The organism is Actinomadura sp. NPDC048021 (genome assembly GCF_040653135.1).
In the GTDB taxonomy this organism is placed as follows: domain Bacteria; phylum Actinomycetota; class Actinomycetes; order Streptosporangiales; family Streptosporangiaceae; genus Spirillospora; species Spirillospora verrucosospora.
In genome coordinates this window covers 83,245-109,503 of the sequence record NZ_JBEZJQ010000010.1, presented here as the reverse complement: position 1 = coordinate 109,503, position 26,259 = coordinate 83,245, and the positions used below count along the sequence as shown (strand labels likewise).

The window sequence follows — 26,259 nt, the reverse complement described above, 5'->3', positions numbered from 1 at the left end:
GTGTGCTCAAATGGTCACACTGGCTGAAGCCGGGTGCCGTCAACTCAGCCGCGCGGGGCACCTAGGCTTTGTACGGGGCCGAAAATTGAGGAGAGGGATGAGCGTTTCACTGGGTATACCGAGCGTCCGCGGCGAGGGCGACGGGCAGGGGGCGCCGGGACCGATCGCGCCCCGCCGCAGATCCCGGCAGATCATGGTCGGCGACGTCCCGGTGGGCGGCGACGCCCCCGTGTCGGTGCAGTCGATGACCACGACCCTTACCGCCGACGTGAACGCCACGCTCCAGCAGATCGCGGAGCTGACCGCGTCCGGATGCCAGATCGTCCGCGTCGCCGTGCCGTCGCAGGACGACGCCGAGGCGCTGCCGGCGATCGCGCGCAAGTCGCCGATCCCCGTCATCGCCGACATCCACTTCCAGCCCAAGTACGTGTTCGCGGCGATCGACGCCGGCTGCGCGGCCGTCCGCGTCAACCCGGGCAACATCAAGAAGTTCGACGACCGGGTCGGCGAGATCGCGCGCGCCGCCAAGGACGCGGGCGTGCCGATCCGTATCGGCGTGAACGCCGGCTCCCTGGACAAGCGCCTGCTGGAGAAGCACGGCAGGGCCACTCCGGAGGCGCTGGTCGAGTCGGCGTTGTGGGAGTGCTCGCTGTTCGAGGAGCACGACTTCCGCGACATCAAGATCTCGGTCAAGCACAACGACCCCGTCGTGATGATCGAGGCGTACCGGAAGCTGGCGGCGGCCTGCGACTACCCGCTGCACCTCGGCGTCACCGAGGCGGGCCCAGCGTTCCAGGGCACGATCAAGTCGGCCGTCGCGTTCGGCGCGCTGCTGGCGGAGGGCATCGGCGACACGATCCGGGTGTCGCTGTCCGCGCCGCCGGTGGAGGAGGTGAAGGTCGGCACGGCGATCCTGGAGTCGCTCGGGCTGCGCAAGCGCGGCCTGGAGATCGTCTCCTGCCCGTCCTGCGGTCGCGCGCAGGTGGACGTGTACTCGCTGGCCGAGCAGGTCACCGCCGGGCTGAAGGACTTCCCGGTCCCGCTGCGCGTCGCCGTGATGGGCTGCGTGGTGAACGGGCCCGGCGAGGCCCGCGAGGCCGACCTCGGCGTCGCGTCGGGCAACGGCAAGGGCCAGATCTTCGTCAAGGGGCAGGTCGTCAAGACCGTCCCCGAGGCGCAGATCGTCGAGACCCTGATCGAGGAGGCGATGCGCATCGCCGACGAGATGGGCATCGAGATCGCCGAGGACGGCACGGTCTCCGGACCGGGCGCCGAGGTGGTGGTCGGCTGACTCGCTCGTCCGGGCCGGCGCCCGCTTTCCGGGCGGCGCCGTAACGGGACTTCAGGGCCCCGGGTCTTGTGATCCGGGGCCTTTTCGTATGCCCGGAACCCGCCCCGGAGCTGGGCATCCGCGACCGGAACGTTCGGAGTTATCACAGAGTTCCGCTGATCTTGTCACGATTCCGCATCCACTCTGATGGGCCCCTGTTGGGCGGTACGCCCGAACCGCCACAATCTTCACTCATTTACCCGTATGTCTGACTCAACCGGAGTCGGCACGATAGGGGGATATGTGAAGAGGACTGTTGTCGTGGCCGCGGTGGCCGGGCTCGGTCTCACCGGTCTCGGCGCCACAAGCGCACAGGCCGCGAGCCCCTCCGCCGGAACGGCCGGAGGATTCAACCCCTCGGCGGCCCAGTGGCACGCCTGCCCCGCGGACTTCGTCCAGACGGTGCACAACCTGTACGACGGGCTGTACCCCGTCTCCAAGATCGTCCAGTGCGCCGAGCTGTCGGTGCCGATGGACTACGCCAAGCCGCAGGGTAAGAAGATCACGATCCAGCTCACCCGGACGCCGCACACCGGCTCCGGTCCGGCCAAGGGCGACATCGTGGTCAACCCCGGCGGGCCGGGCGGCGGCGGCGCCCTCTTCGGGCCGCGGGTGTTCGCGCAGAACTCCGCCCCGATGCGCGAGGCGTACAACGTCATCGGCTTCGACCCGCGCGGCGTCGGCATGAGCGTCCCGGCCCTGAGCTGCGACCCGAACTACACCAACGCCCCGCGCCCGGACTACGGCACCGGTGACCGCACGTCGGTCGCCACGTGGCTGAAGCTGTCCAAGGGCTACGCCGAGGCGTGCGGCAAGGCCGACAAGACCGGGCTGCTCGACCACATCAAGACGATCGACTCGGTCAACGACGTGGAGTCGATCCGGCGGGCGCTCGGCAACAAGAAGCTCGACTACTACGGCGCCTCCTACGGCACCTACCTCGGCTCGACCTACGCCACCGTCTACCCCAAGAACGTCGGGAAGATGGTGCTGGACGGCAACGTCGGCCCGTCCGACGCCTGGTACGACGCCAACCTGAACCAGGACGTCCAGTTCGACATCAACATCGACTACTACTTCGGCTGGATCGCCAAGTACGACTCGGTGTACCACCTCGGCACCACGCAGAAGCAGGTCCGGAGCTTCTTCTACGACCTGCGGGCGCAGCTCAAGAACAAGCCCGTCTACTACACCGACCCGGACAGCGGGCAGACGCTCGCCGTCGGGCCGGACGAGCTGACCGACGTGATCCTGAACGCCGGGTACCGGCGCAGCCAGGCCATCTGGCACGGGTACGCGTCCGCCCTGGCGGCGTACAAGTCGGGCGACACCGCCACGTTCGCGGGGACGTTCGGCGCGCCGACGACCGGCGGCTCCGACGACAACGGCTACGCCGTCTACCTCGGCGTGCAGTGCACCGACGTCCAGTGGCCGCTGAGCTGGAACAAGTGGCAGCGCGACAACGAGCGGATCGACCGGAAGCACCCGTTCGAGACCTGGGCCAACGCCTGGTACAACGCCCCGTGCCTGTACTGGCCCGCCAAGGCCGGCAAGCCGGTGAACATCGGCCACACCCGCGACCTGCCGCGCAACATCCTCATGTTCCAGTCGACCGCGGACGCGGCCACGCCGTACGCGGGCGCGCTGGAGATGCACCGCAGGCTCAAGGGCTCGCGCCTCGTCGTCCAGGACGGCGACCGCACGCACTGCATCGTGCACCGCGGCTCCGCCCAGGTGGACGCCTACTTCGACGCCTACTTCCTGCGGGGAGAGCGTCCGGAGCAGAGCACCGTCCACGTCCCGCAGCTCGGTGACCCGAAGCCGCCGTCCACGGCGACCGCCAGGACGCTGAGCGGCACGGGCTCGCTGAAGGCCGCGCAGCTCAAGGCCGACGTCATCCGCTGACGCCGGGCGCGGCCCATGCGGTCCGGACCCCGGGGAGCGGTCCCCGGGGTCCGGCACCCGCCGGCCGCGCAGGTCGCGGCGAGCAGGTCGCGACACGCAGGTAGTACGCATCAGCCACGCATCGGCGACGCCCCCCTCCGGCATGGCGCCGGCCCGGAGTCGCCGATCTGAGGGGGTCAAGTGAAAAGGATCGTTCTCGTCGCGACCGCTGCGGTCGTGGCGGCGGGCGGCGCAGGGTTCGCCGTCTCCGCGAGCGCGGACACCGGGGGCCTCGGTGCTGCGGCGGTCAAGGGCATCGACTGGGGCAAGTGCGAGGTCAGCGGCCCTAGCGACCCGATGAACAAGGCCGAGTGCGCCCAGGTCGAGGTGCCGCTCGACTACGCCCGGCCCAACGGCCGCAAGATCTCCATCGCGGTGTCGCGCTTCCGGCACACCGACGAGAAGAACTACCAGGGGACCCTGTTCGTCAACCCCGGCGGCCCGGGCGGCAGCGGCCTGCAGTACGCGCCCGCCCTCGCCCGCTGGATCGGCGGCACCGGGCACGCCGACGTCGCCGCCAAGTACGACATCATCGGCTTCGACCCGCGCGGCGTCGGCTCCAGCAAGCCCGCGCTGAGCTGCGACCCGAACTTCTCCGACCCGATCCGGCCGGACTACGTGCCCTCCTCCGCCAAGGAGGAGAAGGCCTGGATCGCCAAGTCGAGGAAGTACGCGCAGGACTGCGCGAAGAAGTTCGGCTGGCTGCTGCCGCACATGCGCACCACCGACGCCGCGCGCGACGTCGACGCGATCCGCGCCGCGCTCGGCCAGGACAAGATCAGCTGGTACGGCTTCTCGTACGGCACCTACTTCGGCGCCACCTACGCCACGCTCTTCCCCAAGCGCGTGAAGCGGATGGTGCTGGACGGCAACGTCAACCCGAAGACGGTCTGGTACGACGCCCAGCTGGAGCAGGACAAGGCGTTCGAGCACAACATGAAGGCCTGGTGGGCCTGGATCGCGAAGTACGACTCGCTCTACCACCTCGGCAAGAGCGAGAAGGCCGTCGAGGCCAAGTACTACGCCGTCCGCGCCGCCGCGAAGAAGGCGCCGATCGGCGGCCAGATGGGCCCGGACGAGCTGGACGACACCGTGCTGTCCGCCGGCTACAACACCGGCTACTACATCCCGTTCGCGCAGGCGCTCTCGGCGTGGGTCAACGACAAGGACGCCTCCGGGCTCCTCGACTGGATGAACCCCGGCGGCGACGACAACGGCTTCGCCGTGTACAACGCCGTCCAGGCCGCCGACGCCCGCTGGCCGCGCAACTGGAGCAAGTGGCACCACGACGCCGCGAAGCTCTACCGGCAGGGCTACAGGTTCAACACCTGGAGCAACGTCTGGTTCAACGCCCCGATCGCCTTCTGGCCGTTCCAGGGCGGGCCGGAGTTCAAGCTGAAGGGCGCCAAGGGCCTGGCGGGCATGCTGCTCGTGCAGTCCACCCAGGACGCGGCGACCCCGGTCGCGGGCGGCGTGGAGATGCACAAGCTCTTCCCGTCCTCGCGCCTGGTGTTCGAGGTCGGCGGCAAGACCCACGCCAACACGCTCAACGGCAACGCGTGCCTGGACGACAAGGTCGCGGCGTACCTCGACACCGGGGCGCTGCCGCAGAGCCACCGCGGCCCGGACGCCTACTGCAAGGCCGTCCCGGCGCTGAACGACCCCGACCCAACGGCCATGACCGCGAAGGCCGCACGCGCCTCCGCGGGCAAGGACCTCCCGGTCGGGCGCCCGTAACGGTAAGCAGCACTGCGGTGGGCAGCGCAGCCATCGGATAGTGCGCAGGCGTGTTCCGCGGTGCGTCCGTCCCGTCCCTCAGCGAGGGCGGGGCGGGCGCACCGCGTCGCGCTTCACCGGCGCTTGGTTTTCGCGGGTGGTCCCGTTTGGGGCTGGAATCGCGCGATCCTCGGGGTGCGCGGTTCCCGGCCGCCCCGCCGGTAGAAAGCGAACGTGCTGAACGACGCTGGAAAGAGGGCCGCCGCCGGGACGGCGGCCGCCGCGGTCACCCTCGCCGTCGCCGGGGCCGCCGCCGCACTGGGGAGGCCCGCGGACGCCGCCCCCGCCCCCCGTCCCGAGCCGAGGCCCGCCGGTCTCGCGTGGAAGTCCTGCCCCGCCAAGGATCCGGTGGAGGGCACCCGGCTCAAGGGCCTGCAGTGCGCGTCCGTCCGGGTGCCGCTCGACTACGCGGACCCGGCCGGCAGGCAGATCACCCTGGAGATCAGCCGCGCCCGGCACACCGCGCCGAGGTCCAAGGGCGTGGTGCTGCTCAACCGGGGCGGCCCCGGCGCGCACGGGCGCGACCTGGCCCGGTTCTTCGCCGACTCGCTGCCGAAGGGGGTCGCCGCGTCCTACGACTGGATCGGCTTCGACCCGCGCGGCGTCGGCGCCAGCAGGCCCGAGCTGATCTGCGACCCCGGCTACCAGAGCCCCGGCCGCGCCCGCCCCGACACGGTCCCCGCGAGCGCGGCGGAGGAGGAGGCGTGGAAGGCGCGGGCACGGCACTACGCCGGCGACTGCGCCCGCCGGTACGGCGCGATCCTTCCGCACATGGGCACCGCCGACGGGGCGCGCGACATGGACGCCGTCCGCGCCGCCCTCGGCCAGCAGAAGATCAGCTACTTCGGGTACTCCTACGGGACGTACCTCGGCGCGGTGTACGCCACGATGTACCCGCAGCGGGTCCGCCGCATGGTGCTCGACAGCGTCGTCCGGCCGAGCGGGGTCTGGTACGGCGACAACCTCGACCAGAACGTCGCCTTCGAGAAGCGCATCCACGCGTACTTCGCCTGGATCGCCCGCCACCACACGACCTACCGGCTCGGCGACTCCGGACGGAAGGTCGCCGCCGCCTACGCCAGGGTGCGCGCGGCGCTCAAGGCCAAGCCGATCGGCGGGCGGATCGGGCCCTCCGAACTCGACGAGGCGTTCCTCGCCGACGGGTACGGCGACTACAACTGGGCCGGGCACGCGAGGGCGCTGTCGGCCTACGCCGTCCGGCACGACCCGGGGCCGCTGCGCAAGGTGTGGCAGCCGCCGTCACGGCTCGACCAGAACAACTACACGGTCTACAACGCCGTCCAGTGCCGGGACGCGGCCTGGCCGCGCGACTGGGGGCGCTGGCACGCCGACAGCGAGCGCCTCTACCGCCGCGGCTACCGTTTCGAGACCTGGAGCAACACCTGGTACAACGCGCCCTGCGCCTTCTGGGGGGTTCCGGGCGGGCCGCAGCCGCGGGTCGGGGGCGGCTCCGCGCTGCCGCCGATCCTGATGGTGCAGGCCACCGAGGACGCCGCGACCCCGTATCCGGGCGCGCTGGAGATGCACCGCCGGTTCCCGACGTCCAGGCTGCTCGTCCAGGTCGGCGGGCGCAACCACGGCGTCTCGCTCTCCGGCGACAGGTGCGTCGACGGGGCCGTCGCCGCCTACCTCGGCGGCGGGGCGCTGCCCGCGAACCGGCCGGGGCCGGACCGCAAGTGCGCGGCCGGGCCCGAACCCGTCGTGGCCAAGGCGGGCAGGGCGGAGCACGCGGCCGCGCACCGGTGACCACTTCCCGGACGAGGCCGTGACGGAGGCCGTGGAGGTGTGCGGCCCCCGGACGGCATAGGCTTGTCCACGTGGAGCTTTCAGTGGTGAGGGCCGGGGGCCGGTAGCCGTGCGGATGCTGGGCTCGATGCCGGTGCGCGTGCTGGACGACAGGTACCGCGCGGAGGCCCTCGCGATCCTGGACGCCGACCCGGTGTCCAACGTCTTCGTGAGCTCCCGCGTACACGCCGCGGGACTCGATCCGCGCCGCCTCGGCGCCCAGATGTGGGGCTACCTGCGGGACGGCAGGCTCGTCTCGCTGTGCTACTCGGGCGCCAACCTCATCCCGGTCGCGGCCGGGCCGGAGGCCGTCCGGGCGTTCGCCGAGCGGGCCCAGGCGCAGGGACGGCGCTGCTCGTCCATCGTCGGACCCGTCGGCGCGGTCGGAGAGCTGTGGGAGATCCTCGCGCCGTACTGGGGGCCGCCGCGGGCCGTCCGCGCCGCCCAGCCGGTGATGGCGACCTCCTCCGTTCCCGACGTGCCCGCCGACCCCGGCGTGCGCCGGGTCCGGATGGAGGAGTTCGACATCGTCTACCCGGCCTGCGTGGCGATGTTCACCGAAGAGGTCGGGGTGTCGCCCAACGCCGGTGACGGGGGCGTGCTCTACCGGGCCCGCGTCGCCGAGCTGATCCGCGACGGCCGCGCCTTCGCCCGCATCGAGGACGGCTGCGTCATGTTCAAGGCCGAGATCGGCGCCGTCACCCCGCGCGCCTGCCAGGTGCAGGGCGTGTGGGTGCCTCCCGACCTGCGGGGGCAGGGCCGGTCGGAGACGGGGATGTCCGCGGTGGTGCGGGAGGCGCTGCACGGCGTCGCGCCGACCGTCTCGCTGTACGTCAACGACTACAACACCCGCGCGCGGGCGGCGTACCGCCGGGTCGGATTCACCGAACTGGGCTCTTTTATGTCGGTTCTCTTCTGATTGTCATTGCGTGCCTGATATGACCCGGTACCTGAATCGATCTTCCGGGCCGGGTACCATCCCGCCGTGGAGTTCGCCGGGGCGTTGCGGCAGGCGATCCAGTCGAGCGGGCTGACCCTGGAGCGGATCCGTCACCGGCTCGGCCGGCGCGGGCTCACGGTCAGCGTGGCCACCCTGAGCTACTGGCAGCGGGGCCGCAGTCGGCCGCGCTCGCGCACCGTGGTCGTCGCGCTGGAGGAGATCCTGCAGGTGCCGTCCGGCGCCCTCATCGAGCTGCTGGAGGATCCCGCGCCGAGCGCCGCGCCCGTCCGGGGCACGTCCGCGCGCGGGGGCGCCCCCGGCGGGCCGAACGGGACGGAGCGGGGCCGCGGCGTCCGCGACCTGTGGCCGGACGCCGAGCGCTACGCCTGCCTCGTCGGGCAGCTCGACCGCTCCGGCGACCATCGGCTCGAACGGCTCAGCGTCCACGACGTGTACCGGCTGGACGAGGCGCGCCGGTCCTGGACGCTGTCGGTGCGCACCGTCCTGCGGGCGGCCGGCGACGACATCGACCGCGTGGTCTGCGTCCACCAGACAGGTGACGGCGACCTTCCCGGCGTGGTGGACGGCGACGCGGCCGGGCTCCTGGACGTGCGGTACTGCCGCCCCGGCCGGATCCGCGCCGAGGGCGGGCTGGTGGCGTTCGAGCTGGTCTTCGACAGGGTGCTGGCGACGGGGGACACCGCGGTCATCGAGTACGAGCTGGGCCCGATCGGGCTCCCCGCGCCCGACAGCTACGACCGGCGCTTCTCCCACCCCGTCCATGACTATCTGGCGCTCGTCCGGTTCGACGGCGACCGGCTGCCCGCCCGCTGCTACGGCTTCACGGCCGAGAGTTCCACGTCCCCGCGCCGGCGGCTCGGCGAGTTGTGGATCGGCACCTCGGGAAGCGCGAACCTCGCGGCCGGAACCGTCCGGCGCGGGATCGTGGGCATCGAGTGGGAATGGCATTGACATCGGGAAGGCAAGGTCGCCTACGGCGACGCGTCCTACAGCGCTGTCCGCGCCTGGCTCGTCTCCAACGCCGTCAGCGGCGTGATCCGCGGCAACCGGGCCGGGACGCCGAACCGCCTGCTCGACAAGCGCGGCCTCTGACCGGCTTCCGGGCCCGTCCCGCGCCGGCTGGCCCGGACCCGCCGCGCCGGGATCCGGTGCCGCGGCATGCCCGGATTGGTACCCGATTCGGCGGAGGACGGGCCCGATGGTTGTGACACTTTGCCTGTTGGCATCGGGGCCGGGGAGCCTTACAGTGAGCGCGGAAGTGGCAATTGCGGTAGTCAAGGCCGTTTTGCGGGGGCCGGCCGGAGCCGATCCGGAGGCCGAGCATGCAGAGTGTCGCAGAGGACGATCTTCTCCAGATCCTCCAGTACGGGCCGTTCAACGTCGCCCTGCACGCCGCCATCCAGGCGCGCGGCCTGAGCCTCGACTCCCTGCGGCGCCGCCTGGAGGAGCAGGGCATCGCGGTCAGCCTGTCCACGCTGAGCTACTGGCAGCGCGGCCGGACCCGTCCCGAGCGCGCCGACTCGCTGCGCGCGGTCCGCGGCCTGGAGACCATCCTCGAACTGCCGCGGCACTCCCTGCTGACGCTGCTCAGGCCGACCACCGACCGTCCCGCCGGACCCTGGCTGCCGGTCGAGGAGCTGTGCCCCGAGCCCGGCGTCCGCGACCTCCTGGACGAGATCGGCGACCGCGGCGAGCGGCAGCTCACCGGGCTCAGCCTGCACGACCAGTACCTCATCGGGCGGCGCCGCGAGCTGCGCGAGGTCCGCGTCCGCGCGGTGTTCCAGGCCCAGCAGCGCGGCGTGGACCGCTGGATCGCCGTGTACCACCACCCGCAGGGCGTGCTGCCCTCGTCCCGCACCGTGCGCGGCTGCCGGTTCGGCCGCGTCCGGATGGACGAGACGAGCGGCCTCATCGCCGCCGAGCTGCTGTTCGACCGGGCGCTCGGGCGCGGCGAGACCTACCTGCTGGAGTACGGCTTCGGGTTCGAGGAGACCGGTCCGCCCGTGACCGAGGAGGGGCGCGGCTTCCGCACCCCGCAGCACGAGTACCTCATCGAGGTCCGCTTCCATCCGGCGGCGCTGCCCGCCCGCTGCTACCGGACGTGGCGGCCCGACGGGCACACCGCGCTGAAGGACTCCGCCGACCTGCGGTTGTCCAGCTACCAGAGCGTCCACTTCATCGAGTTCGGAATGGCCGCCGGTTTCCACGGCATCCGCTGGGAGTGGACCTGAGCCGCGGCGGACCCGGCCGCTACCGCACGAGCAGGTCGAGAAGGCGGTCGAGCTCGGCCGCCGGATCGCCGGTGAGCCCCGCGTGCACCGGACCCGGCTGCACGATCGTGCTGCGCGGCGCGGTCAGCCACCGGAACCGCGCGCCCGGGGCCTCCCCGGCGGCCTGGCCCGCGCGCTCCCCGCCGCAGCACACCGCGTCGACCGCGGTGAGCGCGGACCGGACGCCCGCGAGGTCGAGCGAGGGGTCCAGGGCGAGCAGGCGCCGCTCGTCCAGGTGCGTGCGGCATCCGAGGTAGTCGAGGGCGCGGCAGTACACGACCACGCCGACGTTCATGGACTCGCCCCGCTCGACGCGCGGGACGACGCGCAGCGCTGCGTACTCGAACACCGTCGGCTCGGCCGCCGTCCTGATGTTGGTCGTCCTGCCGGCGGTCACGAGGCGCCCCCGAGCCAGCCGGGACGGTTCTGGCCGCGCCGCGCGGAGGTGTCCGGACGGTGGGAGCTGACGTCGAGGGCGGGCAGCCACTCGCGCGGCTTCCCGGCGCGCGGCAGCAGGATGTCGAGGTAGGCGTCGCGGAGGGCCCGCGGGCCGGCGAAGCCGGGCTCGCCCTCCAGCCAGTGGTCCGGGACGAGGCCGGCGACCTCGCGCAGCAGCCCCTCGGTGATCTTCGGGGCGAGTTCGGCCTCGGCCTCCTCCAGCCGGGTCGCGTACGGGGTCAGCACGTGGTCGTCCACGTCGTAGGGGCCGGAGAACAGCCGGGCCGCGTTCGGCCACGCGTGGTGGAAGATGAGGCTCGCGCCGTGGTCGATGAGCCACACGTCGCCGTGCCACACGAGCATGTTGGGGTTGCGCCAGCTGCGGTCGACGTTGCCGATGAACGCGTCGAACCACAGCACCCGGGACGCGAAGCCGGGGTCGGGGCTCCAGCCGAGCGGGTCGAAGCCGAGCGACCCGGGCAGGAAGTCGACGCCGAGGTTCCAGCCGGGGCTGGCCTTCAGCAGGTCCTGCACGTCGGGGTCGGGCTCGTGCCGCCCGATCGCCGGGTCCAGGTCGATGAGCACCTGCTCGGGCACCCGGAGGCCGAGCCGGCGCGCCAGCTCACCGGCGATCACCTCGGCGATCAGCGCCTTGCGGCCCTGCCCGGCCCCGTGGAACTTCATGACGTAGGTGCCGAGGTCGTCGGCCTCGACGACGCCCGGGAGCGATCCGCCCTCGCGGAGCGGCGTCACGTAGCGGATGGCGGTCACATGTGGCAACACGTCGCAACGCTATCGGCTGGGGCGGCGGCCGGGATAATCGATCGCATGGGCGTTGAGCTGGTCGACCTGTCGGTGCCGATCGTGACGGGCATGCCGGTCTATCCGGGCGATCCCGAGGTGGAGGCCGTCCCGGCCCTCACGGTCGCGGACGCCGGGGTGAACGTGCTGCGGCTGCACCTGGGGTCGCAGACCGGCACGCACGTCGACGCCCCGTTCCACATCGACGACGCGCTGCCGAGGCTGGACGAGCTTCCGCTGGAGCGCTTCACCGGTCCGGCCGTGGTGATGGACGTCCGGGGCCTGCCGCCTCGCGCGCCGATACCGCCCGGCGCCGTCCCGCCGGGGCTCGCGCCGGGTGACGTCCTGCTCATCGCGACCGGCTGGTCGCGGCACTGGGGGACCGGGGCCTACCTGGCCCACCCCTATCCGGCGCCCGAGACCGCGGAGGCCATCGTCGCCGCGGGCGTGAGGACGGTGGGCATCGACGCGCTCAGCGTGGACCGGACCCCGCCGCCCGGCTCGGACGAGTTCTCGCTCGCCGCCCACCGCGTCCTCTGCGGCGCCGGAGCTGTGATCGCCGAGAACCTGACCGGTCTCGGACGTCTCGCCGACGCCCAGGCGGCGGGCTGCGCGATCGAGGTCTTTCTCTTCCCGCTGGCCCTGGCGGGTGCGGACGGCGCCCCCGTCCGCGCGGTCGCGCGCGTCGACGACCGCGCCGTCCTCGTCTGAGGGCCGGGGCGCGGGCCGTCCGGCCATACTGGGCACCGCCGACGGGAGGACGTGGACATGCGGGTGGAAGTGGACATGCGGGTGGAATGGGCGACCGACCAGGGCAGCCCCGAGCGGCCCAACGAGGACTTCGTGGCGGCGGCCGCCGGGGCGGTCGTGGTGCTCGACGGGTGCGGGCTGCCGCTCGGCACCGACCTCGGCTGCGTGCACGGGACCGCCTGGTACTCCCGCTCGCTCGGAACCCGGCTGCTGGCCCGGATGTTGGACGGGCTCGGCCCGCAGGCCGGCCCGCCGGTGGGGCCGCCCGGGGGCGCGCACCGGCCGGGGGCCCGGCCGCTGGTCGCGCGGCTCGCCGGGGCGATCGCGGACGTGGCGGCCGCGCACCGGGCGACCTGCGACCTGCGGGTTCCGACGACGCCGGCGGCGACCGTGCTCGCCCTGCGGCTGCGGGGCGACCTGGTCGACTACCTGGTGCTGGCCGACTCGACCGTCCTGCTCGACGGCCGCGACGGCCTGCGGGAGATCACCGGCGGGCGGTACTACGCCGCCGCGGACCCGGCCGTGGCCGACGCCGCGATCACGGGCACGGTGCCGGCCGCCGACCTGCGGCGCGCGTTCCTGCTGACCGACGGCGCGACGCGGCTCGCCGACCTGTTCGGCGTCACCGACTGGGCCGGGCTGGCGGCGCTGGCCGTGGACCCGGGGCCCGCGGGGCTGATCGAGCGGACGCGGGAGGTCGAGCGCACCGACCCGGGAGCCGTCCGGTGGCCGCGCCACAAGGTCCACGACGACGCGACCGCGGCCGTCTGCGAGCTCGGTTGACCCGGCCGGAAGCAATCGCTTGGTCGTGTCGTAGGGTGCGGGGAGCCGTGGGAAAGGACGTGCCATGCGCCTCGGCATCACGATGTTCGCGACCGACCTGACCATGGCGCCGCACGAGCTGGCCCGGGAGGCGGAGGCGCGCGGGTTCGCCTCGCTCTACCTCCCCGAGCACACCCACATCCCCGTGTCCCGCGCCACCCCGGCGCCGACGGGCGCCGCGACCCTGCCCGAGGAGTACTCCCGCACGCTCGACCCGCTGGTGTCGCTCGCCGCGGCGGCCGTGACGACCGAGCGGATCGTCCTCGGCACCGGCGTCCTGCTGCCCGCCCAGCGCGAGCCGATCGTCACCGCCAAGGCCGTCGCCACCCTCGACCGGCTGGCGCCCGGCCGGATCGCGCTCGGCGTCGGCTATGGGTGGAACGCCGAGGAGGGCGCCGACCACGGCGTCCCATGGAAGCGGCGGCGCGCGGTGGCGCGCGAGCACGTCCTCGCCATGCGCGCCCTCTGGACGGACGAGGAGGCGTCCTTCGAGGGGGAGTTCGTCGGATTCGCGCCGAGCCGGGCGTGGCCGAAGCCGTCCCGCCGCGTCCCCGTGCTGCTCGGCGGCGCCCCCGGCCCGACGCTGTTCGCGCACATCGCCGAGTACGGGGACGGGTGGATGCCGATCGGCGGCGCGGGCGTCCGGGAGGCCCTGCCCGCCCTGCGCCGCGCCTGCGAGGACGCGGGGCGCGACCCGGTGCCCGTGATCCCCTTCGGGACGCTGCCCACCCCCGGCAAGCTCGACCACTACGCCTCGCTCGGGATCGAGGAGGTCGTGCTGCGCGTGCCCGCGGGCGACCGCGACGCCGTCCTGCCGGTGCTGGACGGCTACGCCCGCTCCCACCTGTGAGCCGGCGGACCGCCGTCCGTCAGCGGATCATGCGATAGCAGAAGAAGGTCGGGAACCGGTAGTACTGGCCCTTGCCGGCCTTCACCGCGCCGAGGATGAGGAAAACCCACCCGCCGATCAGCAGCTCCAGGTAGGGGAGGAGGAACAGGGCGAGGAACGCGGGCGCGTCCAGCAGGATGGCCGGCGGGACGCAGACCGCCGCCACGGCCACGAGGTGGATCAGCATGGTGAGCTGGTAGTTCATCGACTGCGCCGCGTGGAAGCGGGTGAACGGCGAGGTGTTCTTCTTCACCAGGTAGATGACCAGCGGCGGCAGGAAGCCGATCAGGATGTTCCCGACGTAGGCGAAGATCGCCCAGGTCGTCTCCTCGCCGGGGTTCTGCATGCCCGGGCCGTACGGGACGCCGGGAGGGCCGTAGCCGTAGCGCGGGTCGTACGGACCGGCCGACGGCGGGCCGTGGGGCGGGCCCGGCGGCTGCCCCGGCGGCTGGCCGTAGGCGCCGTGGTACGGCGGTGGCTGGCCGGGCGGTGGCTGGCCGGGCGGTGGCTGGCCGGGCGGTGGCTGGCCGGGCGGTGGCTGGCCGGGCGGCGGTTGGTCGGAAGGTGGCGGGGGCTGGTCCGTCACGTGTCGTCCTCTTGTCCTCTTCGGGCGTCCCTCGGGGGTACCGCAGGAATCTATAGGACCCGGGCTCCCCGGCGGGGCGACCGCTGAGCGGGACCTGCGTCCGGACCGCTCTCCGACATATTTTAGAATTTCGTTCGGCCAATGGGGCGATGGGGGGCATGCCCCGCGAGGAGGCTGGAGTGAGCGCGATCCCGATGGAGCGGCCGATGCTGGGGGACGACGAGGCCGCGGCGCTGACGGGCCTGGCCGCCCGCGTGCGCGAGCTGGCCGAGGCCACCGTCCTCACCGGCGCCGACGCGGCCGAGGCCGCCGCGGTGGCGGACGAGATCGCGGCGCTGACCGCCCGGCTCACCGCCGAGCGCCGCGGCGCCCCGCCGTTCGTCACGCCCGGCGAGCGCCGCATGGACCGCCAGATCGCCAACCCCGTCACCGGGCCGCTCAACCCCTTCGCGCCGCCCATCAGCCTGGAGGTGACCTCGGACGGCGTCGTCCGGGGCGAGTTCACGCTCGGCGCCGTCTACGAGGGCCCGCCCTCGTACGTGCACGGCGGCGTCTCCGCGATGGTCCTCGACCAGGCGCTCGGCATGGCGGCGGCCGCCACCGGCACGCCCGGCATGACCGCCACCCTGGAGACGCGCTACAGGCGCCCCACCCCGCTCGGCGTCCCGCTCCAGGTGGAGGCGAAGGCGAGCCGCGTGGAGGGGCGCAAGGTCCACGCGTCCGGGACGATCAGCGCACCGGACGGGCTGGTCACGGTCGAGGCGACCGGGATGTTCATCATGCCGCAGCGGTTCGTCACGTCGGAGTACTGACCGCCGCGCGCTCCTCCACAGGGGCGGGCAGCAGCGCGAGCGCGCCCAGCGTCAGCACCGAGGCCACGATCATGCTGATCGAGATCGCCTGCCAGCCGTAGTCGTGCAGCAGCCACGTCGCGAGCAGCGGCGCGGGGCCGCCCGCGAACACCGAGGCGAGCTGGTACCCGATGCCCGCCCCGCCGTAGCGCAGCCGCGTCGGGAACGTCGAGGCGATCAGCGACGCCTGCGGCCCGTACTGCACGGCGTGCGGGATCTGCGCCACCACCACCGCGACGACGACCAGCGCCGCGACCTCGGTGTTGAGGAGCGCGAAGTACGGGAACGCGAACAGCGCCACGCAGATCGAGCCGGCGGCGTACACCCGCCGCGGTCCGATGCGGTCGCCGAGGTGCCCGGCGGCCGGGATCGTGACGAGCTCCAGCGCGGCCGCCGCCGTCACCGCGCTCAGCGCGAGCCCCTGCGCCATGTCGAGGTGCTTGTGCACGTAGGTGAGCGCGAACGAGGTGAACAGGTAGAACGGCATCTGCTCCGAGCAGCGCAGCAGCGCGCTCAGGAGGATCTCCCGGGGGTGCCGCTTGACGACCTCGACGACCGGGACCCGGGCGACCTCGTCGCGCTTGACGACCTCGGCGAACAGCGGCGTCTCCATCACCCGGATCCGCACCCACAGCCCGATCCCGACGAGGACCAGGCTGAACAGGAACGGGACGCGCCACGCCCAGTTCCGGAACGCCTCGTCCGCCGACAGCGCGATGGCGGTCATCATGCCGGTGCCGAGGATGAGCCCGATCGGGACGCCGAGCTGCGGCAGGCTCGCCATCAGCCCCCGCCGCTTCTGGTCACCCCATTCCATCGACAGCAGCACCGAGCCGCTCCACTCGCCGCCGACCGCGACGCCCTGCAGGATCCGCAGCGCCACGAGCAGCACGGGCGCGGCCCAGCCGATCGTCTCGGTGCCCGGCAGCACCCCGATCAGCGCGCTCGACACGCCCATCAGCACCAGCGTGACGATCAGCGTCGCCTTCCGGCCGAGCCGGTCGCCCCAGTGCCCGAAGATCGCCGCGCCCACCGGGCGGGCCGCGAAGCCCACCGCGTACGTCGCGAACGCCGACAGCGTGCCCGCGTAGTCGCTCGACTCGGGGAAGAAGACGTCCTTGAAGACGATCGCCGCGGCGGTGTTGTAGAGGAAGAAGTCGTACCACTCGATGGAGGTGCCGATCACGCTCGCGGCGGCGGCCTTGCGGACCTGCGCGCGGCGCTCCTCGGCGTCCGCCGCGCCGGCGCGCCCGGCCTCTCCGGGATCCAGAACCATGGGAGCCGTTGACCTTTCCGACCGCCCCCGCCGGTCCCAGCGATTTGACCCACTGTTTCCCGCTGGGTTCGCCGCCGAAACCGTGGCGGCGCGAAACGGTCGACAATCGGGTGGTTGCCCGCTCAGTACTCGTAGACCTTGACCGTCGGGGCGTGCTCGTACCAGGACGCGATGACCGACGAGGTGCGCTTGTCGGAGAGGAAGTCGACCCGCAGCCAGCCCTCGGTCTGCGTCACGCGCGTCTCGTAGCCGGGGTTCGGCGTGGCCGACACCAGCCGCACCCGGTCCTTCTCGATCGACATCGCGGCGCTCCCGCCGCGCGTCGCGTAGCTGCGCACGTGGTCGGTCGGCTTGGCGGGCGAGCCGCCGCCGCTTGGCCTGACGGGCGGCGCCTTCGGGGTCCTGGACGGCGCGGGCCCCTCGTCCTGGCCGGTCGGCGGGCTCGACCGGGCGGTGGGCGACCCGGCGGCGGTCGGCCCCGGGGGCTGGGACGGGCTGGAATGGATCACCGGCCCGGCGATCGGCGGCGGCGCCGACCGGTCCGACACCGCGCTGCGCACGACGCCGCGCACGCCGAGCCAGGAGAGCGCCACCGCGAGCGCGGTCACCCCGGCCCACGGGGCAACATACGACATCGCGCGACGCATGGGCACATGGTGGCATACGGTTCCGCCATGGCGAGTGTGTTGGTGGTCGAGGACGACGCGAACGTCCGGACCGCCTTGATCAGGGAGCTGAGCGCCCGGTCGCACGTCGTGCGCAGCGTCGGGACCGCGATGGACGCGCTGCGCGAGGTCACGCAGTCCCCGCCCGACGTCGTGGTGCTCGACCTCGGGCTGCCCGACCTCGACGGTGCGGAGGTGCTGAAGATGCTGCGCGGCATCTCCGACGTGCCCGTCATCATCGCGACCGCGCGCGACGACGAGCCCGAGATCGTCCGGCTGCTGAACGCGGGCGCCGACGACTACCTCATCAAGCCGTTCTCCATCGAGCACCTCAGCGCCCGGCTCGCCGCGGTGCTGCGCAGGTCGGCGCGGTCCGGGCCCACGGCGGAGCTCAGCGTGGGCGGCCTGCACATCGACCTCGACCGCCGGGAGGCGCGGCTGGACGGCAAGCCGCTGGAGCTGACCCGCCGCGAGTTCGACCTGCTGGCCTACCTCGCCGCGCGCCCCGGCCGGGTCGTCGCGCGGCGCGAGCTGCTCGCCGAGGTGTGGCGGCAGGCCTACGGCGACGACCAGACCATCGACGTCCACCTGTCCTGGCTGCGCCGCAAGCTCGGCGAGACCGCCGCCGCCCCCCGCTACCTGCACACGGTCCGGGGCGTGGGGGTCCGCCTGGCCGACCCGCGCGCATGAGGCGGACGCTCGTCCTGGTGTCGCTCGCCGTCACCTCGATGGTCGCGCTGGCGTTCCTGATCCCGCTCGCCCTCACCGTCCGGGAGATCGCCCGCGACCGCGCGCTGACCACCGCGGAGCGGCAGGCCAGCGCGCTCGGCCCGGTCCTCGTCGTCACCGAGGACCCGGCCGCCCTCGAACGCGCCGTCGCGAGCACCCAGGCGGGCGCCGCCGGGCGAATGACCGTCCACATGCCGGACGGCGGTCTCGTCCCGAAGAACCCCCGCGAGGACGAGGGCGCCCGTCCCGAGCAGCTCACCGAGGCCGGGCGGCGCGGCCGCTCCTACACCGCCCGCGTGGACGGCGGGTACGCGCTCCTCCAGCCGGTGTCGCTGGACGCGGGCCGCACCGCCGTCGTCGAGGTGTTCCTGCCCGACGAGGACCTGTCGCGCGGCGTGTGGAAGGCGTGGCTCGTCATGACCACGGTCGCCGCCGCGCTCGTCGCCGGGTCCGTCGCCGTCGCCGACCGGCTGGGCGCCCGCATGATCCGCTCCACCCGCCGCCTGGCCGAGGCCGCGGGCGCGTTCGGCGACGGCGAGCTGTCGGTGCGGATCGAGCCGGACGGGCCGCCCGAGCTGGTCGAGGCGGGGCTGGCGTTCAACGCGATGGCCGACCACGTCGTCCAGCTGCTGTCGGCCGAGCGGGAGATGGCGGCCGACCTGTCGCACCGGCTCCGCACCCCCCTCGCCGCGCTCCGGCTCAACGTGGAGTCGCTCGGGAACGGGCACGTCGCCGAGCAGACCCGCGAGGCCGTCGACCGGCTCGAACGGGAGGTCGACCAGATCATCCGGACCGTCCGGCGGCCCACCGGCCGGGGCAGCTGCGACGCCTCCAAGGTCCTGCGCGACCGGGTCGCGTTCTGGTCCGTCCTCGCCGAGGACGAGGGGCGCTCCTGCGAACTGATCGGCGCCGAGGGCCCCGCGCCGCTGCCGGTCCCGGGCACCGAGCTGGCCGCCGCCGTGGACGCGCTGCTCGGCAACATCTTCCGGCACACGGCCGAGGGCACCGGCTTCGTCGTCACCCTCCACCAGGGGCAGGGCGTCACCGGCATCCTCGTCGCCGACGGCGGTCCCGGCATCGCCGACCCGGACGCGGCGCTGAAGCGGGGCAGCAGCGGCGGCGGCTCCACCGGCCTCGGCCTGGACATCGCCCGCCGCGCCGCCGAGGCGACCGGCGGCTACCTGCGCATCCACCGCAGCGTCCTCGGCGGGGCCCAGGTGCAGATGTGGTTCCGCACGAAGTGGCTGCCCCCGGCCCGCCGCTCCCGCCGCCTCGTCCGCCGCCGCCACTCCCGCACCAAACGCCCGGCCTAGCGGGCTAGTCGTCCTCGCGGACGTGGTCGCCGGTCGCGCCGTCGAGCATTTCGCGGACGATGTCCATGTGCCCGGCGTGCCGCGCCGTCTCCTCGACCATGTGGATCAGCACCCATCGCAGGGTCACGGTCGCGCCGTGCCACGCGGTGCCCCGGTCTTCGAGGGCCACCTCCTCGATGACCTTGTCGGACGCGGCGCGCGCCCGCCCGTAGAAGGCGACGACGCTCTCGATGGTCTCGCCGGGCTCGATCCTGAGGTCGGCCTCCGGGTCGTCGTCCCGGAACGGGAGCGGCTCGGTCTCCCGTCCGAACGTCTCGCAGAACCAGTTGTACTCGACGGCGCCCAGGTGCTTGGTAAGGCCGAGCAGGCTCGTCCCGGACGGCGTCATCGGACGCCGCGCCTGCTCCTCGTCCAGGCCGTTCAACTTCCACAGGACCACGTCTCGATGCCTGTCGAGAGCGGCCTTCAGGCTTTCCTTCTCACCACCGGTGTACGGCACTTCTTCCATGCGGGGACGCTACCAGCGCGACGGGACCGGGCCGGCGTCCGTGGACGCCGGCCCGGAAGGGGCGCGCTCAGCAGTTGGAGTACTTGACGTACCACTTGCCGCGGACGGCCCCGTCGTCGGCGCCGAGCATGTAGTCGGCGATCCACTGGGTGGAGTTGAGCCGGACCCACAGGTACCCGTCCCTGCGCTGGATGGAGTCCCAGTCGGTCCGCACCTTGGACCCCTTCGCCAGGACTCCGACCTTCGCGTAGCCGAGGCCCGGCCCGGTCCGGACGTTGAGCCCGTCCGCCGGGAGGACGACCCCGTCGCAGAGGCGAACGCGCTGCTCGTCCCGGACGAGGAGCCGGTGCATCGCCGCGGCGGCGCCCTCCGGCCCGACCTCGATGGCGCCCGGACCGTGCCCTTCCTCCTCCTGCGGAGGATCGGACTGGACCGCGGCCGACCCGTCCAGGCCCGGTGCCGGCGGCGGAGCGGCCCCGGCGACCGCCCCGGTGCCCAGTGCACCGCCGACGAGCGTCGTGGCGACCAGGACCACACCGAGCTTGGTACCTACGTGCATCTCTACCTCCCGAGTGAGGTGACGGACTTACAACCTCATGTTACTCATAGTCATCGTACGAGTGCAGAGAGTTGTGCAGACACTTCTTTGTGACGCGTAAAGGGTCGAGATCCGCATCCCTTTACTGCCGCCCCGAAGGGCACTCCCGACGAATCGGTGGCCGAGGGCGGCAGATGCGGCCGGTCACGACCCCGCCGGCTCGACCCCGCCGGCTCGACCCCGCCGGCTCGGCCGCGCGGGCTCGGCGTCGCAGGGCGCCCTCCACCCGCGTGACGCCGCCGAAGACTCGCAGCATGGTCGCGCGCCTGAGACAGGAGTCGGGCGGGGGTGCGCCACCGGCCGCGGCCGATAGGGACGCGCCCCCACGGCCGAGGCGACCAACGAGCAGCGCCAGAACGCTGCGGCTGATCCGAGCCGAGACCTCCCACGCCCGGTGGATCTCAAGATTGGTCGGCAGCAGGGGCGCCCACCGATCCGTCACCGAGCCGCCCAGCCGGAGACTTGCGCTTCCTCATGCGTCCGACACAGTAGTGTCCACGGGGAGTTTGGCTCCCCGATCAGAAAAACAAAAAAATAGCAAAGGACAAAAGAGATGAGTAAGACCAAGGACGATATGGCCGGAGACGACGCTGAGCAGCAGGGTCGCGAAGGCAAGGGCAACCGGGAAGGGGCCGAGGCCGGAGGAACCACCCAAGGTGGGTCCAACGGGAAAGGCCACTAGTTAGGTCGGTTGGGCCTGATGCGGTGAACCGCATCAGGCCCAACCGATCTTTGTTTCTGGGCCTTCGACGTTGGCGGTAGAGAGCAGGCCCAACATGGCCAGCACGATGAGCTGCCACCTGTGGTCGGAAACCTAGGGCCGGGCCGGTATGGCCGCGATCCAGCAGTGCAGGGGGCCGGCTGTTCGTTTAACAAGCTGGGGTGACGGGGGGTGGTGTCGGTCGAAGGATGTAGCTGGATCTCCTTAATCGGCAGGAGGTTCGGCGCGCCGGGCCTGACTAGCGTTTCTTGAGATTCGGAACGCTGTTCGCCCGCGGTCGGAAGGATTGCTCATGGCCCCTGCTCACAAGACGCTCCTCACTGGTTCGATCACATTCGTGGCAGGGCTGGCGCTTTGGCTGTCGGGCCTTGATGAGAAGATCGTCATCATCACGCCGTCCAAGGTCGGGGTAGTCCTGATGATCTTGGGTGGATTGGAGACCTTGTACGGGGTCTACATGAGTGTGCGCACCGACCGCGCAGCGCGCGGCTAAGAGCCTGCTCCAAAAGCCAATGCGGAGGTCGCGCGGCGGCTGGTGCCGGCGCAGGGCTGGCTCACCTACGGCGGCGAGTGGGTCGGGCTTCAGCCGGTCCATGTCCAGCGGCGCGGTCACAACATCAGGGCCGTATGCAGGCCCGTGGCGGTCGGCGGCTGCTGCCCGTCGGCGTGCGCGGAGCGGGTCGCGGTGCTCGCGTTGGCGACTGCGTCCACCGTCCGGCGGGGGCGAGCCCCCAGGGGCACCACCGAACTTCTAGGGCCCCGGTTCGACGAACTCGCCCGCAACTACCGGGCAGCGGTCGTAGTGGTCGCCGCTTTGTTCTGGCCCAACACGTGATCCACCGGACAGGCCCCCGTAGGGCTGGGCCGTCCGCGGGGTTGATCTTTCCGGCGGCGAGGATCACTGCCGGAGAAAAGATCATCTGCGGCCACTCCTCTCCTGAAGCCCGTATCCGGCGGGGGCGATTCGAAAGGCCAGTGTCTACGGAAGAGCGTGCGGCCGACCTACGGGCCGAGATCGCTACATCACTGGACGTGTTCATGACAGCCTCATAGGCTTGACCGCGACCTAGGACGTTCCGGAATCCGGACGGACGCATGCCGAACGAACCTGCGCGCCGCTCTACTGGAGCAGGGCCTGACAATCGCCGCGCTCGCCGGGTCCCTCGACGTGGACCCGAAATCGGTAGAACGGTGGATCATCAAGGACCGCACCCCCTCCTGGCGGCACCGCATCGCAGCGGCCTCCCGCTCGCGTGGACAGAACATACGTGTCCAGGAGCGCGCCACACCTATGCCGGGGGGCCGGGCCATGAGCCCCAAGATCGACTACTGCAACTCTTATGGAGGTTTCCGGTGGAGGCTCGACTTTCCTTGGAATCCGCCGACCCCATCCCGGACTTGGAGTCACTTGCGGATTGGCTCCGAGGTGAATCAGAGTTTCATGGAAGGGTAACGGTCCATTCAGGAGCCCCAGAGGACGGCCAACTGGGGACGGTGCCCCAGGCTCTGGTCGTGGCACTGGGCTCCGGAGGGGCCGTCTCGGTTCTGGTGGCCACTCTGAGAAGCTGGCTCTCGCTGCCGCGGCGCTCAAGTGTCAAGATCAAGGTGCTGGGCAAAGATGGGGCTGAGATCGAGGTGGACGCCAAGAACATTCGGGAAAAGCGAGTTGAGGCGCTGGTCGACGAAGTGCTCAATCGAGAGTCTGAATAGCATGCGCCTGCCGGACCCACAGCGCTCGCGCGTGATTCTGATGGGCACAAGCGAATACAATGACGAAGCGATTCCGGACCTGCTCGCGGCTGAGACCTCCTTGCGTGATCTCAGCATCCTACTGTCAGACCCCACATTCGGGATAGTCCCCGAGGAGAACTGCATCACCCTTCTCAATGAAGGGGATATCCGCCTGCTGGGCAGGAGGCTGCGGTCGGCGATATCAGAGGCAGAGGATCTGCTCTTGGTGTATTTCGCCGGCCATGGATTGATCGGCGGTAAGCGTCACGAGCTCTATCTTGGCCTGCCCGACAGTGAATGGAACGAGCCCGAATTCACTTCGCTGGAGTTCGAAAAACTGCGCAGTGCGGTACTCAACAGTCATGCGACGACCAAAGTAATCATACTCGACTGCTGTTTCTCGGGACGAGTCATCTCGGAGACGATGGCTGATCCGATCGCGTCCGTCGTCGGTCAACTCGATGTCGACGGCACGTATGTGCTCACGTCCGCTCAGCGCGATCAGGTCGCACTGGTCCTTCCCGGTGAAGAGCACACCGCTTTCACCGGGAGGCTGATGAAGCTACTGCGGGAGGGTGTTCCTGACGGCCCGCAACTTCTCTCCATAGAGGACATCTACCGCCATCTTCTGGTGGTCATGCAGGCTCAGGGGCTGCCGCAGCCGCAGAAGCGGGGCACGCGTACCGCTGATCTGATAGCCCTCGCCCGCAACCGTGCCGTCGTGAGCCGCACGGCGTCCTCCTTGCGGTCTCGCTATCTCATGGCGGTTGATCATGGTGAACGCGGGGATTGGCCTCGCGTAAGGGATCTCCTGGAAGATGTGTGCGCCGCACAGGAGGATCTTCTCGGGGAGAACCATCCGGACTTCTTGAGGAGTTGTCAACTTCTCGCACACAGCATAGGGGCCCTGGGCGACCCCCGACAGGCGGCCGTAGAACTCCACTATCTGCTCGCCAGGCAGATAACGATTCTTGGTGACGAACACGCAGATGTACTGCAGTCGCGTCAGTACCTTGCGCTCAACATCGGCGAAGCCGGTTATCGCGGTGACGCAGTCAAGATGTTGCGCGTCCTGCTGCCGATGCGCCGACGTATCTTGGGAGCTCATGACAGCGCGACATTGCGTACGTGTCACCTTCTGGCGCGGAACCTGGCGGCCATCGGAGAAGTAGAGGAAGCCGAGGCGCTGTTGCGAGAGGTCGTCGAACGGCGAGAACAGACACTGGGTGCCCACCATCCACATACTGAGAGGGCGAAGCGTGATCTGAGTCGACTCTAGAACTGGAGATGTCGGATCGCGCGAAACTGCCATGAGCACCGAGCAGGAACTCCAGGGCCAGGATGTTGCAGTTTTGAACTGCTCATTCTGCGGGAAAAGTCAAACGCAGGTCCGCAAACTCATCGCGGGCCCCGGTGTGTATATTTGCGATGAGTGCATCGAGCTCTGCAACGAGATAATAACCGAAGAGCATGAATTTGATCCTGAAAATTACCTTCCTCCTCCTTATGAGCCATGCGCGATGGGAGAAGAGGATGTGTACGTCTGGACGATGAGCTGAGTGCGGCTCCCCTACGCCGCGCTCGCGAGCCCATGCCGCGGTGCCCTTATAGGCGGACCCAAGTCCGCGGGCGTGTGGGGTCCATGTGGGGACGTCTCGCCCGACGAAGCGTCCAGGCGAGCGTGGTGGCGGTGATTTCTAGGGCCATGGGGCGGCCTCCTCCCTTCTGAGAGGGGAGACACAGGAGCCAGCGTCAGTCGGTTTGGTTCGACGGTGCTGGACGGGGCCGGACTGGCCCCGTGGGCTCCTTCCCTTGTTTTCGCAGGTGAGCGGCTCTCTGGCCGACTTCCCCGGACACCCTCGGACGGGCCCTGAATAAGCCTGACTCAGGGGTTCCCTAAGTGAGGCCCAAGGCTGAATTTTGTGTCGATTCAGTTGGGGGAATCGCGCTTTTGCGTCCGAAGTCTTGGGGAGCCAGGGCGGGAGCACGCTCGTCCCTACGCGGACTTGGTCTTGCGGGTGAAAATGTCGTTCATGTGCTCTGCGCCGTCGCGGATCTCGGGCTTGAGTTGGTGGCGGTAGACGGTTTCGGTGATCTTCGTGCTGGAGTGCCCCACGAGGATGCTGATCTTCTCTATGGGGACGTCGTGGTCGCTCATGAGGGACACGAACGTGTGCCGTAGCTCGCGAGGGCACCACTCGGCGGGGTTGAGCTTCGCCGCTGTGAGGACCTTGCGGAACCGGTGCCGGACGTGTTGCGCCGTGTAGGGACGTCCGTCCTCGTGGCAGAAGACGAGATCGTTGTCCTGGTACGCCTCGCCGGCCTTGAGCTTCTCGGCCGCCTGCCTCGTCTTGTGGCTCCGGAGCGCTTCCACGCCCATGTCTGCGATGCCGAGCCCGCGTCGGCTGAGCGCCGTCTTGGTCTCGCCCTTGTGGCGGTCGGCTCGCAGGACGTAGACGGTTGCCTTGTCGAGATCGACGTCACTCCACTTGAGGGTGCGGAGTTCCTCGGTGCGGAGCCCCGAGACGATCGCCAGGACGACGTATGCGCCAAACCGGTGCATTGGCTTGCTTGCCTCTTCGAGCAGCGTGCTCGCTTGCACCAGGCTGAGCGAGCGCGACTTTCGGGCGGGCTTGCCGTCCGGGGTGTCCACCAGTTCGGCGACGTTCCGGCCGATGCGGTCATGGCGCGCCGCCCTGCGGATCGAGCGCTTGAGGATGCTGTGGAGGATGCCGAGCGAGGACGAGGTGAGGTGTTCGGCTCTGCCGTTGAGCCACGTCTCGACGTCGTCGGCTGTGAGTTCCTTGAGGCGCGTCCGTCCGATGAACGGGATGAGCTGGTGAACGGCGAGTGACCGGTAGACCTCGTTGGTCTTCGGCGACTTGCCGGACTTGGCGAACGCGGCGAGGAACTCCTCTACCGCGTCCCGGACGTAGTAATTGCGGTCCGTCTTGACGCCCTTGTTCAGCTCTTCGACGGCCTCTTTGAGCTTGTCCTTGACCTCTGTCTTGGTGCGCCCCTTCCTCTTGAGCCGCTTGCGCTTGCCGTCCGGGCCGAACCCGAGCGAGAGCGCGCCGGTGTACCCGTCGCCCTCCTCGTAGATCGACCCCTCGTACTTGCCGACCAGGATCTTTGCCAACGGATCCCTCCTCGTATCGGTCGAGGTCACCACCGACCATAACTCAAGACGTCCCAAGACGTCCCTAGGTTGGGAGGCCCGTTCTGCAGGCGAGGTCCGGACGGGCCTCCCGTGCGGGTGTCAGCGCTGGGCCTCTTCGAGGGAGGGCTCTTCCAGGGAGGTGACGAACTCGGCGAGGTGCCGGTCAGTGATGCGGCGCAGCTTGCCGATTTTGATGCTGCGGAGTTGGCCGGTGCGGATCAGGAAATAGACCTTGTCCCGTCCAATGCTGAGGATCTCGGCCACTTGCTCGACGGTGTACGCCTGTAGGGGACACCACCTCCTCTCACCCGGGCTTCGTCCCGGGGCCGTGCGC

Annotated in this window: 24 protein-coding genes and 2 pseudogenes; 17 read left to right on the top strand and 9 right to left on the bottom strand. The window is 70.8% G+C overall.

Going from position 1 to position 26,259, the window contains the following annotated elements; translation table 11 throughout:
* Positions 1–97 precede the first annotated feature (97 nt).
* From ispG to AB0C87_RS18425, 7 genes are all read left to right on the top strand, one after another.
* Positions 98–1,291: a flavodoxin-dependent (E)-4-hydroxy-3-methylbut-2-enyl-diphosphate synthase gene (gene ispG, locus AB0C87_RS18455; protein WP_353834404.1), complete on the top strand. Its 1,194-nt coding sequence runs from the start codon at positions 98–100 to the stop codon at positions 1,289–1,291.
* 282 nt (positions 1,292–1,573) lie between these two features.
* Positions 1,574–3,235: an alpha/beta hydrolase gene (locus AB0C87_RS18450; RefSeq protein WP_360578597.1), complete on the top strand. Its 1,662-nt coding sequence runs from the start codon at positions 1,574–1,576 to the stop codon at positions 3,233–3,235.
* 180 nt (positions 3,236–3,415) lie between these two features.
* Positions 3,416–5,011 (top strand): alpha/beta hydrolase, encoded by a 1,596-nt coding sequence (locus tag AB0C87_RS18445; RefSeq protein ID WP_345175106.1) that lies wholly within the window; start codon positions 3,416–3,418, stop codon positions 5,009–5,011.
* A 213-nt stretch (positions 5,012–5,224) separates the two neighbouring features.
* On the top strand, positions 5,225–6,817 hold the full coding sequence (locus AB0C87_RS18440; protein ID WP_345175107.1) for an alpha/beta hydrolase: 1,593 nt from the start codon (positions 5,225–5,227) through the stop codon (positions 6,815–6,817).
* A 115-nt stretch (positions 6,818–6,932) separates the two neighbouring features.
* Positions 6,933–7,775 carry a GNAT family N-acetyltransferase gene (locus AB0C87_RS18435; RefSeq protein ID WP_360578758.1) on the top strand — a complete coding sequence of 281 codons (843 nt, stop codon included), beginning with the start codon at positions 6,933–6,935 and terminating at the stop codon, positions 7,773–7,775.
* A 66-nt stretch (positions 7,776–7,841) separates the two neighbouring features.
* A complete protein-coding gene (locus AB0C87_RS18430; protein WP_345175108.1) occupies positions 7,842–8,768 on the top strand; it encodes a hypothetical protein in 927 nt (308 codons plus the stop codon).
* Between the two features lie 371 nt (positions 8,769–9,139).
* The gene (locus AB0C87_RS18425; RefSeq protein ID WP_345175110.1) at positions 9,140–10,048 is read left to right on the top strand and encodes a hypothetical protein; all 909 of its coding nucleotides are present in this window, start codon (positions 9,140–9,142) and stop codon (positions 10,046–10,048) included.
* A gap of 19 nt (positions 10,049–10,067) precedes the next feature.
* On the opposite strand, the gene AB0C87_RS18420 is transcribed toward AB0C87_RS18425, so the two are convergent.
* Both AB0C87_RS18420 and AB0C87_RS18415 read right to left on the bottom strand, forming a co-directional pair.
* Positions 10,068–10,484 (bottom strand): DUF3037 domain-containing protein, encoded by a 417-nt coding sequence (locus AB0C87_RS18420; RefSeq protein WP_345175112.1) that lies wholly within the window; start codon positions 10,482–10,484, stop codon positions 10,068–10,070.
* Positions 10,481–11,308, bottom strand: a complete 828-nt coding sequence (locus tag AB0C87_RS18415; RefSeq protein ID WP_345175115.1) for a HipA family kinase — start codon at positions 11,306–11,308, stop codon at positions 10,481–10,483. Before AB0C87_RS18415 ends, AB0C87_RS18420 begins: the two co-directional genes overlap by 4 nt.
* 45 nt (positions 11,309–11,353) lie before the next feature.
* Between AB0C87_RS18415 and AB0C87_RS18410 the strand changes: the two genes are divergently transcribed.
* The 3 genes from AB0C87_RS18410 to AB0C87_RS18400 all read left to right on the top strand — a co-directional run bounded on the left by AB0C87_RS18410 (position 11,354) and on the right by AB0C87_RS18400 (position 13,748).
* Positions 11,354–12,037: a cyclase family protein gene (locus AB0C87_RS18410; RefSeq protein ID WP_360578595.1), complete on the top strand. Its 684-nt coding sequence runs from the start codon at positions 11,354–11,356 to the stop codon at positions 12,035–12,037.
* Between the two features lie 57 nt (positions 12,038–12,094).
* Entirely contained in the window at positions 12,095–12,859 is a 765-nt protein-coding gene (locus AB0C87_RS18405; protein WP_345175118.1) for a hypothetical protein, read from the top strand.
* A 64-nt stretch (positions 12,860–12,923) separates the two neighbouring features.
* The gene (locus AB0C87_RS18400) at positions 12,924–13,748 is read left to right on the top strand and encodes an LLM class F420-dependent oxidoreductase (RefSeq protein ID WP_345175119.1); all 825 of its coding nucleotides are present in this window, start codon (positions 12,924–12,926) and stop codon (positions 13,746–13,748) included.
* 19 nt (positions 13,749–13,767) lie between these two features.
* Here the strand turns inward: AB0C87_RS18400 and AB0C87_RS18395 are convergent, their stop codons facing one another.
* Positions 13,768–14,373 carry a DUF4870 domain-containing protein gene (locus AB0C87_RS18395; RefSeq protein WP_360578593.1) on the bottom strand — a complete coding sequence of 202 codons (606 nt, stop codon included), beginning with the start codon at positions 14,371–14,373 and terminating at the stop codon, positions 13,768–13,770.
* A gap of 179 nt (positions 14,374–14,552) precedes the next feature.
* Here AB0C87_RS18395 and AB0C87_RS18390 point away from each other — a divergent pair, with 179 nt between their 5' ends.
* On the top strand, positions 14,553–15,185 hold the full coding sequence (locus tag AB0C87_RS18390) for a PaaI family thioesterase (protein WP_345175122.1): 633 nt from the start codon (positions 14,553–14,555) through the stop codon (positions 15,183–15,185).
* Here the strand turns inward: AB0C87_RS18390 and AB0C87_RS18385 are convergent.
* On the bottom strand, positions 15,169–16,500 hold the full coding sequence (locus AB0C87_RS18385) for an MFS transporter (protein ID WP_360578590.1): 1,332 nt from the start codon (positions 16,498–16,500) through the stop codon (positions 15,169–15,171). The two genes, AB0C87_RS18390 and AB0C87_RS18385, sit on opposite strands and share 17 nt — an antisense overlap.
* A 122-nt stretch (positions 16,501–16,622) precedes the next feature.
* Positions 16,623–17,147, bottom strand: a complete 525-nt coding sequence (locus tag AB0C87_RS18380; RefSeq protein WP_353832866.1) for a hypothetical protein — start codon at positions 17,145–17,147, stop codon at positions 16,623–16,625.
* A 27-nt stretch (positions 17,148–17,174) separates the two neighbouring features.
* On the opposite strand from AB0C87_RS18380, the gene AB0C87_RS18375 reads away from it, so the two are divergent.
* Complete coding sequence (locus AB0C87_RS18375) at positions 17,175–17,855, top strand: response regulator transcription factor (protein WP_345175127.1); 681 nt, start codon at positions 17,175–17,177, stop codon at positions 17,853–17,855.
* The gene (locus AB0C87_RS18370; protein ID WP_345175128.1) at positions 17,852–19,207 is read left to right on the top strand and encodes a HAMP domain-containing sensor histidine kinase; all 1,356 of its coding nucleotides are present in this window, start codon (positions 17,852–17,854) and stop codon (positions 19,205–19,207) included. The genes AB0C87_RS18375 and AB0C87_RS18370 overlap by 4 nt, the downstream gene beginning before the upstream one ends.
* A 4-nt stretch (positions 19,208–19,211) precedes the next feature.
* Here the strand turns inward: AB0C87_RS18370 and AB0C87_RS18365 are convergent, their stop codons facing one another.
* The gene (locus AB0C87_RS18365; RefSeq protein WP_345175129.1) at positions 19,212–19,715 is read right to left on the bottom strand and encodes a DinB family protein; all 504 of its coding nucleotides are present in this window, start codon (positions 19,713–19,715) and stop codon (positions 19,212–19,214) included.
* Positions 19,716–19,782: 67 nt separating this feature from the next.
* Positions 19,783–20,274 (bottom strand): SH3 domain-containing protein, encoded by a 492-nt coding sequence (locus AB0C87_RS18360; protein WP_345175131.1) that lies wholly within the window; start codon positions 20,272–20,274, stop codon positions 19,783–19,785.
* A 1,052-nt stretch (positions 20,275–21,326) separates the two neighbouring features.
* Here AB0C87_RS18360 and AB0C87_RS18355 point away from each other — a divergent pair.
* The 4 genes and pseudogenes from AB0C87_RS18355 to AB0C87_RS18340 all read left to right on the top strand — a co-directional run.
* Positions 21,327–21,527, top strand: a complete 201-nt coding sequence (locus AB0C87_RS18355) for a DUF5708 family protein (protein WP_345175133.1) — start codon at positions 21,327–21,329, stop codon at positions 21,525–21,527.
* 602 nt (positions 21,528–22,129) lie between these two features.
* Positions 22,130–22,744: a hypothetical protein gene (locus AB0C87_RS18350; RefSeq protein ID WP_360578587.1), complete on the top strand. Its 615-nt coding sequence runs from the start codon at positions 22,130–22,132 to the stop codon at positions 22,742–22,744.
* 1 nt (position 22,745) lies between these two features.
* Entirely contained in the window at positions 22,746–24,044 is a 1,299-nt protein-coding gene (locus AB0C87_RS18345; protein ID WP_360578585.1) for a tetratricopeptide repeat protein, read from the top strand.
* 31 nt (positions 24,045–24,075) lie between these two features.
* Positions 24,076–24,234, top strand: a pseudogene (locus AB0C87_RS18340) (ClpX C4-type zinc finger protein); the annotation flags it as partial.
* A 527-nt stretch (positions 24,235–24,761) separates the two neighbouring features.
* Here the strand turns inward: AB0C87_RS18340 and AB0C87_RS18335 are convergent.
* Positions 24,762–25,904, bottom strand: coding sequence for a tyrosine-type recombinase/integrase (locus AB0C87_RS18335; protein WP_360578583.1), 1,143 nt, complete (start codon positions 25,902–25,904; stop codon positions 24,762–24,764).
* Positions 25,905–26,024: 120 nt separating this feature from the next.
* Positions 26,025–26,192 (bottom strand): annotated as a pseudogene (locus tag AB0C87_RS18330) (helix-turn-helix domain-containing protein); the annotation flags it as partial.
* Positions 26,193–26,259 lie beyond the last annotated feature (67 nt).